This is a genomic window from Saccharomonospora iraqiensis subsp. paurometabolica YIM 90007 (assembly GCF_000231035.2).
GTDB lineage: Bacteria > Actinomycetota > Actinomycetes > Mycobacteriales > Pseudonocardiaceae > Saccharomonospora > Saccharomonospora paurometabolica.
Genome location: NZ_KI912257.1, coordinates 19,947 through 33,820 on the forward strand (window position 1 = coordinate 19,947; position 13,874 = coordinate 33,820).

A 13,874-nucleotide genomic window follows, 5' to 3' on the forward strand; every position below is an offset into this window, starting at 1 on the left:
GACGCGGCCGGTCCCGGGCACGGTCCCGCGCCCGTGCCCGGTCCGAAAGGGGTCCGAAAGGGGGAGGCCCTCCCCGTACGTCCTCCACCCTCCCGGCCGCTCCGGGCGCCGGCCGTCGGTACCCGGTCCGGGCGCCGGTGCCCGGTCCGGACGCCGGTGTCCGGGATCCGCCGGTGCCGACCGTGCCGATGCTCACTCCTCCCGGGACGGGCGTGCCTCCGGCGGCAGCACACCCCAGTCGATGAGCTGTTCGGTCAGCTCGCCGGGCGTCATGTCGTAGATGATCGCCAGCGAGCGCAGGTCCTCGGTCCGGATGGACAGCACCTTGCCGTTGTAGTCACCGCGCTGGCTCTGGATGGTCGCCGCGTAGCGGGCCAGCGGCCCCACCTTCTCCGCGGGGAGTTGCTGCAACCGTTCGAGATTGATCACAATCTTGGTGGCGGGCTCCGCCCCGGAGGGCACCCGGCCCTCGGGCAGCAGCTCGACCACCGGGACACCGTAGAAGTCGGCCAGCTCGGCCAGCTTCTGCACGGTGACCGCACGGTCGCCCCGCTCGTACGAGCCGACGACGACGGCCTTCCACCGGCCGCCCGACTTCTGCTCGACACCGTGCAGGGACAGTCCCTGTTGCTGGCGGATCCCGCGGAGCTTGGCCCCGAGCGCCTTGGCGTAATCGCCCATCTGGTGGTTCTCCATTTCCTCGCCCCGATGCGGCCACCGCTGACCGGACAGGGTCCTTGTAGGCCGAATACTCTCAGTAATGGTTACTCCTTGTCGTCACCAGGTCAAGCAGAACCTCACTTGAGGGTGTGACACAGCGCGGTGGACCACCCGTGAGGGCGAGGTCCGGGCACCTGCTAACGTCAGCACAGTTCGCCTGCGCATGCAGGGTTTCGACATCCTTTAAGGACCCGTCCGGTGAGGCGGGGAAGGAGGTCCCACCGTGGCGCCACGCCCCAGTGGCGCGACGGAACCGGCCGCCGAGCGGGAACTGCTCTCGGCCGGGGACGTCGCGCGCACCATCGCTCGAATGGCCCATCAGGTCATCGAGAAGACCGCACTCGGTGCCGAGGTGATGACTCCACCCGTGTTGGTGGGGATCCCCACCCGGGGCGCGACGCTCGCGACCCGGCTCGGCGCGAAGGTCGGCGAGTTCTCCGGGGTCGAGGTGCCCACCGGCGCCCTCGACGTGACGCTGTACCGCGACGACCTGCGCCGCAGGCCCACCCGGCCGCTGGAGGAGACCCAGCTGCCCGGTGCGGGCGTCGAGGACCGCGTCGTCATCCTCGTGGACGACGTGCTCTTCTCCGGTCGCACGATCCGCGCGGCGCTGGACGCGCTGCGCGATCACGGCAGGCCGCGGTCCGTGCAGCTCGCCGTGCTCGTCGACCGCGGGCACCGGGAACTGCCCCTCCGGGCCGACTACGTGGGCAAGAACGTGCCCACCTCGCGCACCGAGGACGTCTCGGTGCTGCTCGACGAGGTCGACGGCCGCGACGCCGTGCTGCTGCGGGAGCGCGCATGAGACACCTGCTGACCACCGACGGACTCGACGCGGGCGTGGCCACCGCGGTGCTGGACACCGCCGACGAACTCAAGCGCACGCTGCTCGGCAGGCAGGTGCGCAAGCTGCCGACGCTGCGCGGCCGCACCGTGGTGACGATGTTCTACGAGAACTCCACCCGCACCCGGGTGTCCTTCGAGATCGCGGGCAAGTGGATGAGCGCCGACGTGGTCAACGTCTCGGCGGGCGGCTCCTCGGTCGGCAAGGGCGAGTCGCTGCGGGACACCGCGCTGACCCTGTCCGCGGCGGGGGCCGACTGCGTGGTGGTGCGCCACCCGGCCTCCGGTGCGGCGCACCGGCTCGCCGACTGGCTCACCGACGCGGGCACCTCGGTGGTCAACGCGGGCGACGGCACGCACGAGCACCCCACCCAGGCGCTGCTGGACGCCGCCACCCTGCGGGAACGGCTCGGCGGCCTGGCCGGGCGCCGGGTGGCGATCGTCGGGGACGTGCTGCACAGCCGGGTCGCCCGCTCGAACGTGCACCTGCTGACCACACTCGGCGCCGAGGTGGTGCTCGTCGCCCCGCCGACGCTGCTGCCGGTGGGCGTGGCGCACTGGCCGGTGACCGTGTCCCACGACCTCGACGCCGAACTGCCCGCCGTGGACGCCGTGATGATGCTGCGGGTGCAGGCCGAACGGATGCACGGCGGTTTCTTCCCGTCGGCGCGGGAGTACGCGCTGGCCTACGGGTTGAACGAGACGCGGTCGGCGATGCTGCCCGCCCACGCCGTCGTGCTGCACCCGGGGCCGATGCTGCGCGGGATGGAGATCGCCTCCCCGGTGGCCGACGCGCCGAACGCCGCGATCACCGAGCAGGTCCGCAACGGGGTGCACGTCCGGATGGCCGTGCTGTACCACCTTCTGGCCGGAGAAGAGGACGAGTCGTGACGCAGGGGCCCACCACCGACATCCTGATCAGGCAGGCGAGGCTCTACGGCGAGGGGGACCCGGTCGACGTCCGGGTCGCCGACGGGGTGATCGCCGAGATCGGCACGCTCACCCCCGGCTCCGGCACCGAGGTGCTCGAGGCCGCGGGGCAGGTGCTGCTGCCCGGGTTCGTGGACCTGCACACGCACCTGCGCGAACCGGGCCGGGAGGACGCGGAGACCGTGGAGACCGGCTCGGCGGCGGCCGCGCTGGGCGGCTACACGGCCGTGTTCGCCATGGCCAACACCGACCCGGTGGCCGACAACGCGGTCGTCGCCGAGCACGTGTGGCGGCGGGGCCGGGAGACCGGCCTGGTCGACGTGCACCCGGTCGGGGCGGTGACCGTCGGGCTCGCCGGTGAGCGGCTGGCGGAGATGGGCACGATGGCCCGCTCGGCGGCCGGGGTGCGGATGTTCTCCGACGACGGCCGCTGCGTGGCCGACCCGCTGCTGATGCGCCGCGCGCTGGAGTACTCGACCGCGCTCGGGGTCGTCGTCGCCCAGCACGCCGAGGATTCCCGGCTGACGGTCGGCGCGCAGGCGCACGAGGGCGAGCGGGCGGCGCGGCTCGGCTACACCGGATGGCCGCCGTCCGCGGAGGAGTCGGTGGTGGCCCGCGACTGTGTCCTCGCCCGGCACGCGGGGGCGCGGCTGCACGTCTGCCACGTCTCGGCCACGGGTACCGTGGACGTCCTGGACTGGGCGAAGGGCCTGGGCACGGCGGTGTCGGCCGAGGTCACCCCGCACCACCTGCTGCTCACCGACGAACGGCTGAACACCCACGACCCGGTGAACAAGGTCAACCCGCCGCTGCGCACCGACGCGGACACCACCCGTCTGCGGCAGGCGCTGGCCGACGGCGTGCTGGACTGTGTGGCCACCGACCACGCCCCGCACGCGGTGCAGGACAAGGACCGCGAGTGGGCCGCCGCCCCGCCGGGAATGCTGGGGCTGCAGACGGCGCTGTCGGTGGTGACGCACACGATGGTGCGCACCGGACTGCTCGACTGGCGCGGTGTGGCGCGGGTGCTGAGCGAACGCCCCGCGGAGATCGCGGGCCTGCCGGACCAGGGCAGGCCGCTGTCGGTGGGGGAACCGGCCAACCTGGCCCTGGTGGACTCCGAAGCCGAGTGGACCGTGCACGGGGCGGAGTTGGCCAGTGTGGCCGCGAATACCCCGTACGAGGGGATGCGGCTGCCCGGCGTGGTGCGCGCCACGCTGCTGCGCGGGCGTCTCACCTCGTGCGAAGGGAAGACTGTGTGATGGACGGGATCGGGTCATGGACAGAATCGCACTGACGCTGCTGGTTTTCGCGTTCTTCGCCCTGTGTCTGTACGGCATGTGGCGCGGCTGGCGGCGGCAGGCCCGCGCGCAGAGCGTGCGGATCCCCCCGTTCCCGGAGGTGCCCTCCGATCCGGGTGAGCCGCTGCTGACCACCAGCGGGATCTACGTCAGCACCACCCGCTCGGGGCACTGGCAGGACCGGGTCGTCACCCGCGGCGCGGGGATGCGCGGTCCCGCGACCCTGCGCCTGTACCCCGACGGCATCGAGGTCGACCGACGCGGGGCACCGGGATTCTGGATCCCGCGTGCCGACGTCGTCGACGTCACGACAGCGAAAGGAATGGCGGGCAAGGTGATGGGCACCGACAGCCTGCTGGTGTTCACCTGGCGCCTGGACGGCGTCGTCCTGGACACCGGCCTGCGCGGCGACGATCTCGCCGCCTACCCGCACTGGATCGACCGGGTCACGGGAGGTGCCCAGGTATGACCGTCGCAACCACCGACGCCGCGCTCGTGCTGGAGGACGGCCGGATCTTCCGGGGCGCCGCCTACGGGGCCCGCGGACGCACCCTCGGCGAGGTCGTGTTCACCACCGGCATGACCGGCTACCAGGAGACCCTGACCGACCCCTCGTACCACCGGCAGATCGTGGTGCAGACGGCGCCGCAGATCGGCAACACCGGCTGGAACGACGAGGACGACGAGTCCGACCGGATCCGGGTCGCCGGCTACGTGGTGCGCGACCCGGCGCGGATGCCGTCGAACTGGCGGTCCACCCGCTCGCTCGACGACGCACTCGCCGCCCAGGGGGTCGTGGGCATCGCCGAGGTGGACACCCGCACCCTGACCCGGCACATCCGTGAGCACGGCGCCATGCGCGCGGGCGTGTTCTCCGGCGACGCCCTCGTCACCGACGAGGCCATGCTGGAGGCGGTGCGCGCGAGCGCACCGATGAAGGGCGCCGACCTGGCGGGCGAGGTCAGCACGGCGGAGAGCTACGTGGTGCCCGCCCGCGGCGCGACCCGCTTCCGGGTCGCCGCGCTCGACCTCGGCATCAAGACGAACACCCCGCGCCAGCTCGCCGAGCGGGGCGTCGAGCTGCACGTCCTGCCCTCGGGCAGCACGGTGGACGACGTTCTCGCCGTCGCCCCGGACGGGGTGTTCCTGTCCAACGGCCCCGGCGACCCGGAGACCCAGACCGCGGCGATCGAACTGACCCGGCAGGTGCTCGGCCGGGAGATCCCGCTGTTCGGCATCTGCTTCGGCAACCAGATCCTCGGCCGCGCCCTCGGACTGGGCACGTACAAGATGCGGTTCGGCCACCGGGGCATCAACATCCCGGTGCTCGACGCTACCACCGGGCGGGTCGCGATCACCGCCCAGAACCACGGCTTCGCCCTGGAGGGCGAGCCCGGACAACGCTTCGACTCACCGTTCGGCAAGGCGCACGTGAGCCATCACTGCGCCAACGACGGGACCGTGGAGGGGCTGCGCTGCTCCGACGTGCCCGCGTTCTCCGTGCAGTACCACCCGGAGGCCGCGGCGGGCCCGCACGACGCGGCGCCGCTGTTCGACGAGTTCGTGACGCTGATGGAGGCCCGCCATGCCCAAACGCACTGACCTGGAGCACGTGCTCGTCATCGGGTCGGGCCCGATCGTGATCGGCCAGGCCGCCGAGTTCGACTACTCCGGCACCCAGGCGTGCCGTGTCCTGCGCGCCGAGGGGATGCGGGTGAGCCTGGTCAACTCGAACCCGGCCACGATCATGACCGACCCCGAGTTCGCCGACTCCACCTACGTGGAACCGGTCACCCCCGACTTCGTCGAGAAGGTGCTGGCCGCCGAGCAGGAGCAGGGCCGCCCGGTGGACTGCCTGCTGGCCACCCTCGGCGGGCAGACCGCGCTGAACTGTGCGGTGGACCTGTACGAGCGCGGGGTCCTGGAGAAGTACGGCGTCGAACTGATCGGCGCCGACGTCGACGCGATCCAGCGGGGCGAGGACCGGCAGAAGTTCAAGGACATCGCCGCCTCGGTGGGCGGCGGGGTGCCGCGCAGCGCGGTGTGCCACTCGATGGACGAGGTCCGCGAGGTCGTGGCCGAACTGGGCCTGCCGGTGGTCATCCGGCCGTCGTTCACGATGGGCGGGCTGGGCTCCGGCATGGCGCACACCCCCGACGAGCTGGAGCGGATGGCCTCGCTCGGGTTGGAGGAGAGCCCGGTCACCGAGGTGCTGATCGAGGAGAGCGTGCTCGGCTGGAAGGAGTACGAGCTCGAGCTCATGCGCGACCGGCAGGACAACGTGGTGGTCGTGTGCTCGATTGAGAACGTCGACCCGATGGGCGTGCACACCGGCGACTCGGTGACGGTGGCGCCCGCGATGACGCTGACCGACCGCGAGTACCAGCACATGCGCGACGTCGGCATCGCGGTGCTGCGCGAGGTCGGGGTGGACACCGGCGGCTGCAATATCCAGTTCGCGGTCAACCCCGCGGACGGGCGCATGGTCGTCATCGAGATGAACCCCCGGGTGTCGCGGTCCTCGGCGCTGGCGTCGAAGGCCACCGGCTTCCCGATCGCCAAGATCGCCGCGCGGCTGGCCATCGGCTACACCCTCGACGAGATCAGCAACGACATCACCGGCGAGACCCCGGCGTCGTTCGAACCCACCCTCGACTACGTGGTGGTCAAGACGCCGCGGTTCGCCTTCGAGAAGTTCCCCGGCGCCGATCCCGGCCTGACCACCACGATGAAGAGCGTCGGCGAGGCCATGTCGCTGGGCCGCAGCTTCACCGAGGCGCTGAACAAGGCGATGCGGTCGCTGGAGACCAAGGCGGTCGGGTTCTGGACCCGGCCCGACCCCGAGGGTGCCGACCTCGCCACCACCCTGGAGTGGTTGCGCACCGGGCACGAGGGCAGGCTCTACACCGCCGAGCGGGCGCTGCGGCTGGGTGCCACCCCGGAGCAGGTTAACGAGGCCAGCGGGATCGACCCGTGGTTCCTCGACCAGATCGCGTTGATCGGCGAGGTCGGCACCGAGGTGGCCGAGGCGCCGGTCCTGGAGACCGGTCTGCTGCGCCGGGCCAAGCGGATCGGCCTGTCCGACCGGCAGATCGCCGCGCTGCGGCCGGAGCTGGCGGGCGAGGACGGCGTGCGGGCGCTGCGCCACCGGCTCGGTGTCCGCCCGGTGTTCAAGACCGTGGACACCTGCGCCGCCGAGTTCGAGGCCCGCACCCCGTACCACTACTCGGCCTACGAACGGGACCCCGCGGCGGAGTCCGAGGTCGTCGCCCAGACGGAGCGGCCGAAGGTGCTCATCCTCGGGTCCGGGCCGAACCGGATCGGGCAGGGCATCGAGTTCGACTACTCCTGTGTGCACGCCGCGCTCGCGCTGCGGGAGGCCGGGTTCGAGACCGTGATGGTCAACTGCAACCCGGAGACGGTCTCCACCGACTACGACACCTCCGACCGGCTGTACTTCGAACCGCTGACGTTCGAGGACGTGCTGGAGGTCGTGCACGCCGAACAGGCCTCCGGCGAGGTCGCCGGGGTGATCGTGCAGCTCGGCGGGCAGACGCCACTGGGGCTGGCGCAGCGGCTCGCCGACGCCGGGGTACCCGTGGTGGGCACCCCGCCGGAGGCGATCCACCAGGCCGAGGAGCGGGGCGCGTTCGGCGACGTGCTGGCCGCGGCGGGGCTGCCCGCGCCGAAGTACGGCACGGCGACGTCGTTCGACGGGGCCCGGCGCATCGCCGACGACATCGGCTACCCGGTGCTGGTGCGGCCGTCCTACGTGCTCGGCGGCCGGGGCATGGAGATCGTCTACGACGAGGCGTCGCTGGAGAACTACATCCAGCGCGCCACCGAGGTCACCCCGGAACACCCGGTGCTGGTGGACCGGTTCCTGGACGACGCGATCGAGATCGACGTCGACGCCCTCTTCGACGGCGAGCAGCTCTACCTCGGCGGCGTGATGGAGCACATCGAGGAGGCCGGGGTGCACTCCGGCGACTCGGCGTGCGCGCTGCCCCCGATCACGCTCGGGCACACCGACCTGGAGGCGGTGCGGTCCTCCACCGAGGCGCTGGCCCGCGGGGTCGGGGTGCGCGGGCTGCTGAACGTGCAGTACGCGCTCAAGGACGACGTCCTGTACGTCATCGAGGCCAACCCCCGCGCCTCGCGCACGGTGCCGTTCGTGTCCAAGGCCACCTCGGTGCCGCTGGCGAAGGCGGCGGCCCTGGTGATGACCGGGTCGTCCCTCGCCGAGCTGCGCGAGCAGGGCGTACTGCCCGCACACGGGGACGGCGGCGGGCTGCCACTGGGTTCGCCGGTCGCGGTGAAGGAGGCGGTGCTGCCGTTCCACCGGTTCCGCACCCCCGAGGGCCACGGCGTGGACTCGCTGCTGGGGCCGGAGATGAAGTCCACCGGTGAGGTGATGGGCGTCGACCTGTCCTTCGGGGAGGCCTACGCCAAGTCGCAGGCGGGCGCCTACGGGTCGCTGCCGACGCGGGGCACGGTGTTCGTGTCGGTGGCCAACCGGGACAAGCGCTCCCTGGTGTTCCCGGTCAAGCGGCTGGCCGACCTCGGGTTCGCGGTGCTGGCGACCTCCGGGACGGCCGAGGTGCTGCGCCGCAACGGCATCTCCTGCTCCGTAGTGCGCAAGCACTACCAGGGCAGCACCGACTCCGAGCCGAACGTCGTGGAGCTGATCCGGGACGGCGCGGTGGACATGGTGATCAACACGCCGTACGGCAACAGCGGTCCGCGCGTGGACGGCTACGAGATCCGCACCGCGGCCGTCTCCCGCGGGGTGCCGTGTGTGACCACGGTGCAGGGCGCCGCCGCGGCCGTGCACGGCATCGAGGCCCTCATCCGCGGCGACATCGGCGTCCGCCCCCTCCAGTCCCTGCGCCACCACCTCCGCGAGGGAGCCACCCCGTGACCGTGCGGGTTGCCGTGAAGGGCACTCCCACTGCGTGTGGTGGCGTGAGGGGCACATTCGCTGCGCCCGACGCAGCGAATGTGCCCCTCACGGCCCACCCTGCCTGCCGGGCGGGAGGTGTGTCGCGTGGGTGAGTCGTTCGGGGAGCGGTTGCGTGCGGCCGTGCGGGCGCGGGGGCCGCTGTGCGTGGGGGTCGACCCGCATCCCGGGTTGCTGCGGGACTGGGGGCTGGACGACGACGCCGCCGGGCTGGAGCGGTTCGCGCTCACGGCCACCGAGGCGCTCGCCGGGCACGTCGCGGTGCTCAAACCCCAGTCCGCCTTCTTCGAGAGCCACGGGGCGGCCGGGATCGCCGTGCTGGAGCGCGTGTGCGCGCGCGCCCGGCAGGCGGGGGCGCTCGTGCTGCTCGACGTCAAACGCGGCGACATCGGCTCCACGATGACCGCCTACGCCCGGGCCTATCTCACCGACGGGGCGCCGCTCGCGGCCGACGCGATCACGGTGTCGCCGTACCTCGGTTTCGGCTCGCTGGAACCCGCGCTGCGCGCGGCGCGCGACAGCGGGCGGGGGCTCTTCGTGTTGGCCCGGACGTCCAATCCGGAGGGAGCCTCGGTGCAACGGGCGGAGACCGCACCGGAACGCCATGTCGCTCAGTCCATCGTGGACGAAGCGGCCGAGCTCAACGCGGGCGCGGTGCCACTGGGCGACATCGGCGTGGTCGTGGGCGCCACGGTCGGACCGGCCGAGCTCCGGCTGGACGCGCTCAACGGACCGGTGCTCGCCCCCGGGTTCGGCGCCCAGGGCGCGACCGCCGACGACCTGCGCCGGGTGTTCGGACCGACCCTGCCGGACGTGCTGCCCGCCTCGTCGCGGGAGATCCTGCGGCACGGCCCCGATCCGGCCGCGTTGCGGGCGGCGGTGGACGACGCGACCCGCGCGCTCACCGGCGATCCGCCCGCGGGCGGCTGAATCGCTGCCCTGGTCCACGTACATTTTGATCTTGCACTAGGGTGACTGCCGTGGCGTCACGGGGATTCCGGCGCGACACCGGGGCAGACCACGGTACACGGCCCGGCACCGGGCGGTGTGTGTCCGTGCCAGGCCCGCAGGTCGACGCCACCCCGCATTGAAGGTCCAGGTCGGGGGTGGGTACGGTCGCCACACCCACCCAGAATTTTGAGTAACACCGGAGGAAAACGTGGCACTTCCCCAGCTCACCGAGGAACAGCGTGCTGCGGCGCTGGAGAAGGCCGCCGCCGCCCGCCGCGCTCGCGCGGAGCTCAAGGAACGGCTCAAGCGCGGTGGCACGAGCCTCGCCGACGTGCTGAAGCAGGCCGACGAGGACGAGGTCCTCGGCAAGATGAAGGTCTCCGCCCTGTTGGAGGCCCTGCCGGGCGTGGGCAAGGTGCGTGCACAGCAGACGATGGAGCGCTTGGAGATCGCCTCCAGCCGTCGACTGCGTGGCCTCGGCGACCGCCAGCGGAAGGCGCTGCTCGCCGAGTTCAGCGGCGAGTGAGCGAGCAGGACCGCGGCGTCGACGCGGCAGGCCCCCGGGGCGGCCGCGCGACCCACCGTGAGCCGGCGCCGGGGGAGAGCACCCGGCACCGGCTCACGGTCGTCTCGGGCCCGTCCGGAGTCGGCAAGTCGAGTGTGGTCGGCGAACTCCGGCGGTTGTGCCCGGACATCTTCTTCAGCGTGTCGGTGACCACGCGCCCCGCCCGCGCGGGCGAGGTGGACGGCGAGCACTACCATTTCGTCGACCGGCCGACCTTCGAGGACCTGGCCCGGCGCGGCGAGCTGCTCGAACACGCGGAGTTCGCGGGCAACCGCTACGGGACGCCGCGCGCCCCCGTCGAGCGGATGCTGGACGCGGGCAGGCCCGCCGTCCTGGAGATCGAACTCAACGGTGCGCGCCAGGTGCGGGCGGCCATGCCCGAGGCGCGGCTGGTGATGCTGCTGCCGCCCTCGTGGGACGACCTGGTCGGCAGGCTCACCGGACGCGGCACCGAACGGGACGAGGCGGTGCAGGCCCGGCTGACGGAGGCCGAACGCGAACTCGCCGCCGCGGGGGAGTTCGACGCGCACGTCGTGAACGCCGACGTGCGGGCCGCCGCGCGGGAGTTGCTAGGCTTGGTGACCGGCCGGAATACCGCTTGCGACGAGACGGAGCACAGTCAGTGACCGCGATTACGCTGGGGCCGCAGGGCGAGGCCCTCGAGGGCATCACCAACCCGCCGATCGACGACCTCCTGGAGAAGGTCAGCTCGAAGTACGCACTGGTGATCTACTCCGCCAAGCGCGCCCGTCAGATCAACGACTACTACGCCCAGCTCGGCGAGGGGCTGCTGGAGTACGTCGGCCCGCTGGTCGAGCCGGGGCCGAGGGAGAAGCCGCTCTCGATCGCGCTGCGGGAGATCCACTCGGGTCTGCTCGAGCACACCGAAGGGGAGTAACCGGCCGGTGGGCACGCGCGGCCGGGTCGTCCTCGGCGTCGGCGGTGGGATCGCCGCCTACAAGGCCTGTGAGGTGCTCCGGGGGCTCACCGAGTCCGGGCACGACGTCCGGGTGGTGCCCACGGAGTCGGCGTTGCACTTCGTCGGTGCCGCCACGTTCGAGGCGTTGTCCGGCAACCCGGTGGAGACCGGGGTGTTCAGCCGGGTGCCCGAGGTGCAGCACGTCCGCGTCGGCCGGGAGGCCGACCTCGTGCTGGTGGTCCCCGCGACGGCCGACCTGCTGGCCCGCGCGGCGCACGGCCTCGCCGACGACCTGCTGACCAACACGCTGCTCACCGCCCGGTGTCCGGTCGCGTTCGTCCCGGCCATGCACACCGAGATGTGGGAACACCCGGCGACCCGGGACAACGTCGCGCTGCTGCGCGGTCGGGGCGTGGTGGTCACCGAACCGGCCTCGGGCCGGTTGACCGGCGCGGACACGGGCAAGGGCAGGCTCGCCGACCCGGCCGAGATCGTGGACCTGGCGCAGCTGCTGCTCGCCCGCCCGGCGGCGCTGCCGCGGGACCTGGAAGGGCTGCGCGTCACCGTCTCCGCGGGCGGTACCCGGGAGCCGCTGGACCCGGTGCGCTACCTCGGCAACCGCTCGTCCGGTCGGCAGGGCTACGCCCTGGCCCGGGTCGCCGCGCAGCGCGGTGCCGAGGTCACGCTCGTGACCGCGCACACGGGCGACCTCCCCGCCCCGGCCGGGGTGGACGTGGTGGACGTCTCCACCGCGCGGGAGATGGCCGACGCCGTCGAGGACGCGGCCGCCGAGGCGGACGTGGTCGTGATGGCCGCCGCGGTCGCCGACTTCCGGCCCGCGGACACGGCGGGCCACAAGATCAAGAAGACCGACGACGACTCCGCGCCCACGGTGTCGCTGCAGCGCAACCCGGACATCCTCGCGGGACTGGTCGAACGCGGGCGCCCGGGGCGGTTGCTGGTCGGGTTCGCCGCCGAGACGGGGGACGCGCACGGCGACGTCCTCGACCACGGACGGGCGAAGCTCGCGCGCAAGGGCTGCGATCTGCTCGTGCTCAACGCCGTCGGCGAGGGCGGCGCGTTCGAGAGCGAGCACAACACCGGGTGGCTGCTCACGGCCGACGGTGCGGAACGCCGCATCCCGCTCGGCCGCAAGTCGGAACTGGCCGCGGCGGTCTTCGACGCCGTGGCCGACGCGGTGCGGGAGACCGGGCCCGCCCAGTAGGCTGCGACGAGCAGCACGTCAACGCACCGGCCCGCCAGGGCCGTCCGGCCGGAGGATGGGGCGATCGCCCGTGAGCGCGTCGAGCCGCAGGCTGTTCACGTCGGAGTCGGTGACCGAGGGACACCCGGACAAGATGTGTGACGCGGTCAGCGACTCCGTGCTCGACGCCCTGCTGGCGTCCGACCCGCACAGCCGCGTGGCGGTGGAGACACTGATCACCACCGGCCAGGTGTACGTGGCGGGTGAGATCACCACGAAGGCCTACGCCGACATCCCCACGATCGTGCGGGAGAAGATCCTCGGCATCGGCTACGACTCGTCCGCGAAGGGGTTCGACGGCGCCTCGTGCGGCGTGAGCGTGGCGATCGGCGCGCAGTCGCCGGACATCGCCCTGGGGGTCGACGCGGCCTACGAGACCCGCCACGGCGCGGGCGCCGGGGACGCGGTGGACGAGTTGGACCGGCAGGGTGCGGGCGACCAGGGGCTGATGTTCGGCTACGCCTGTTCGGACACCCCCGAGCTGATGCCGTTGCCCATCGCGCTGGCCCACCGGCTCGCGCGCAGGCTGGCCACCGTGCGCAAACAGGGGGAGCTGCCGTACCTGCGCCCGGACGGCAAGACCCAGGTGACCATCGAGTACGAGGGTGACCGTCCGGTGCGGCTGGACACCGTCGTGGTCTCCACCCAGCACGCCGGGGAGGTCGACCTGGAACCCACGCTGGTGGAGGCGGTGTCCGAGCACGTCGCCGCGCCCGTCCTGGACGGTGTCGCGTTGGACACCACGGCCACCCGCATGCTGGTGAACCCGACCGGCCGGTTCGTCGTCGGCGGGCCGATGGGGGACGCGGGCGTGACCGGCCGGAAGATCATCGTGGACACCTACGGCGGGATGGCGCGGCACGGTGGCGGCGCCTTCTCCGGCAAGGACCCGTCGAAGGTGGACCGCTCGGCCTCGTACGCCGTGCGGTGGGTCGCCAAGAACGTCGTCGCGGCGGGGCTGGCCGCCCGGATCGAGGTGCAGGTGGCCTACGCGATCGGCCGGGCCGCCCCGGTCGGGCTGTTCGTGGAGACCTTCGGCACCGAGACCGTGGACCCCGGCCGGATCGAGCGCGCGATCGACGAGGTCTTCGACCTGCGCCCGGCCGCGATCGTGCGTGACCTGGACCTGCTGCGCCCGTTGTACGCGCAGACGTCGGCCTACGGGCACTTCGGTCGGGACGACCTCGACCTGCCGTGGGAGCGCACCGACCGCGCCGACGCCCTGCGCCGTGCCGCCGCCGGGTGAGCGGCGGGCTGGTATGCAGGACGGCGTGCGCCGTTCCGAGCCCGAACCGCTGTGGGAACCGTCCCCCCCACCGACCGCCCCCGGATCCCCCGGGGAGGCGACCCGTCCGGACGGCGGTACGCCGTCCTCCGGTGACGGGCGCGCGGAGACGGCGGGCGGGACCGGTCGGCGGCGC

The 13,874-nt window shown here is 72.6% G+C and carries 13 protein-coding genes; 12 read left to right on the forward strand and 1 reads right to left on the reverse strand.

What is annotated here, in order from left to right:
- Positions 1-192: 192 nt before the first annotated feature.
- A complete protein-coding gene (gene bldD, locus SACPADRAFT_RS0219020; RefSeq protein WP_007024603.1) occupies positions 193-681 on the reverse strand; it encodes a transcriptional regulator BldD in 489 nt (162 codons plus the stop codon).
- Positions 682-943: 262 nt separating this feature from the next.
- On the opposite strand from bldD, the gene pyrR reads away from it, so the two are divergent.
- The 12 genes from pyrR (at position 944) to metK (ending at position 13,699) form a co-directional block, all read left to right on the forward strand.
- Positions 944-1,525 (forward strand): bifunctional pyr operon transcriptional regulator/uracil phosphoribosyltransferase PyrR, encoded by a 582-nt coding sequence (pyrR, locus tag SACPADRAFT_RS0219025; RefSeq protein ID WP_007024604.1) that lies wholly within the window; start codon positions 944-946, stop codon positions 1,523-1,525.
- Positions 1,522-2,454: an aspartate carbamoyltransferase catalytic subunit gene (locus tag SACPADRAFT_RS0219030; RefSeq protein WP_007024605.1), complete on the forward strand. Its 933-nt coding sequence runs from the start codon at positions 1,522-1,524 to the stop codon at positions 2,452-2,454. Before pyrR ends, SACPADRAFT_RS0219030 begins: the two co-directional genes overlap by 4 nt.
- A complete protein-coding gene (locus tag SACPADRAFT_RS0219035; RefSeq protein WP_007024606.1) occupies positions 2,451-3,755 on the forward strand; it encodes a dihydroorotase in 1,305 nt (434 codons plus the stop codon). The genes SACPADRAFT_RS0219030 and SACPADRAFT_RS0219035 overlap by 4 nt, the downstream gene beginning before the upstream one ends.
- 16 nt (positions 3,756-3,771) lie before the next feature.
- Entirely contained in the window at positions 3,772-4,263 is a 492-nt protein-coding gene (locus SACPADRAFT_RS0219040) for a PH-like domain-containing protein (protein WP_007024607.1), read from the forward strand.
- Entirely contained in the window at positions 4,260-5,396 is a 1,137-nt protein-coding gene (gene carA, locus SACPADRAFT_RS0219045; protein WP_007024608.1) for a glutamine-hydrolyzing carbamoyl-phosphate synthase small subunit, read from the forward strand. Before SACPADRAFT_RS0219040 ends, carA begins: the two co-directional genes overlap by 4 nt.
- Positions 5,380-8,715 carry a carbamoyl-phosphate synthase large subunit gene (carB, locus tag SACPADRAFT_RS0219050; RefSeq protein ID WP_007024609.1) on the forward strand — a complete coding sequence of 1,112 codons (3,336 nt, stop codon included), beginning with the start codon at positions 5,380-5,382 and terminating at the stop codon, positions 8,713-8,715. Before carA ends, carB begins: the two co-directional genes overlap by 17 nt.
- 78 nt (positions 8,716-8,793) lie before the next feature.
- The gene (gene pyrF / locus SACPADRAFT_RS0219055; RefSeq protein WP_051442516.1) at positions 8,794-9,684 is read left to right on the forward strand and encodes an orotidine-5'-phosphate decarboxylase; all 891 of its coding nucleotides are present in this window, start codon (positions 8,794-8,796) and stop codon (positions 9,682-9,684) included.
- 229 nt (positions 9,685-9,913) lie between these two features.
- A complete protein-coding gene (gene mihF, locus SACPADRAFT_RS0219060) occupies positions 9,914-10,231 on the forward strand; it encodes an integration host factor, actinobacterial type (RefSeq protein WP_007024611.1) in 318 nt (105 codons plus the stop codon).
- On the forward strand, positions 10,228-10,896 hold the full coding sequence (gene gmk / locus SACPADRAFT_RS0219065; protein ID WP_007024612.1) for a guanylate kinase: 669 nt from the start codon (positions 10,228-10,230) through the stop codon (positions 10,894-10,896). Before mihF ends, gmk begins: the two co-directional genes overlap by 4 nt.
- Complete coding sequence (rpoZ, locus tag SACPADRAFT_RS0219070) at positions 10,893-11,168, forward strand: DNA-directed RNA polymerase subunit omega (RefSeq protein ID WP_007024613.1); 276 nt, start codon at positions 10,893-10,895, stop codon at positions 11,166-11,168. The genes gmk and rpoZ overlap by 4 nt, the downstream gene beginning before the upstream one ends.
- 7 nt (positions 11,169-11,175) lie before the next feature.
- The gene (gene coaBC, locus SACPADRAFT_RS0219075; RefSeq protein ID WP_007024614.1) at positions 11,176-12,414 is read left to right on the forward strand and encodes a bifunctional phosphopantothenoylcysteine decarboxylase/phosphopantothenate--cysteine ligase CoaBC; all 1,239 of its coding nucleotides are present in this window, start codon (positions 11,176-11,178) and stop codon (positions 12,412-12,414) included.
- A gap of 70 nt (positions 12,415-12,484) precedes the next feature.
- Positions 12,485-13,699 (forward strand): methionine adenosyltransferase, encoded by a 1,215-nt coding sequence (gene metK, locus SACPADRAFT_RS0219080; protein WP_028662589.1) that lies wholly within the window; start codon positions 12,485-12,487, stop codon positions 13,697-13,699.
- Positions 13,700-13,874: the final 175 nt, after the last annotated feature.

What these genes read in the sequence shown, in the direction of transcription:
- SACPADRAFT_RS0219040 (WP_007024607.1), top strand. Translation starts at nt 3,772, where the DNA reads ATGGACAGAATCGCACTGACGCTGCTGGTTTTCGCGTTCTTCGCCCTG.
- pyrF (WP_051442516.1), top strand. Translation starts at nt 8,794, where the DNA reads ATGTGCCCCTCACGGCCCACCCTGCCTGCCGGGCGGGAGGTGTGTCGC.
- carA (WP_007024608.1), top strand. Translation starts at nt 4,260, where the DNA reads ATGACCGTCGCAACCACCGACGCCGCGCTCGTGCTGGAGGACGGCCGG.
- bldD (WP_007024603.1), bottom strand. Translation starts at nt 681, where the DNA reads ATGGGCGATTACGCCAAGGCGCTCGGGGCCAAGCTCCGCGGGATCCGC.
- SACPADRAFT_RS0219030 (WP_007024605.1), top strand. Translation starts at nt 1,522, where the DNA reads ATGAGACACCTGCTGACCACCGACGGACTCGACGCGGGCGTGGCCACC.
- carB (WP_007024609.1), top strand. Translation starts at nt 5,380, where the DNA reads ATGCCCAAACGCACTGACCTGGAGCACGTGCTCGTCATCGGGTCGGGC.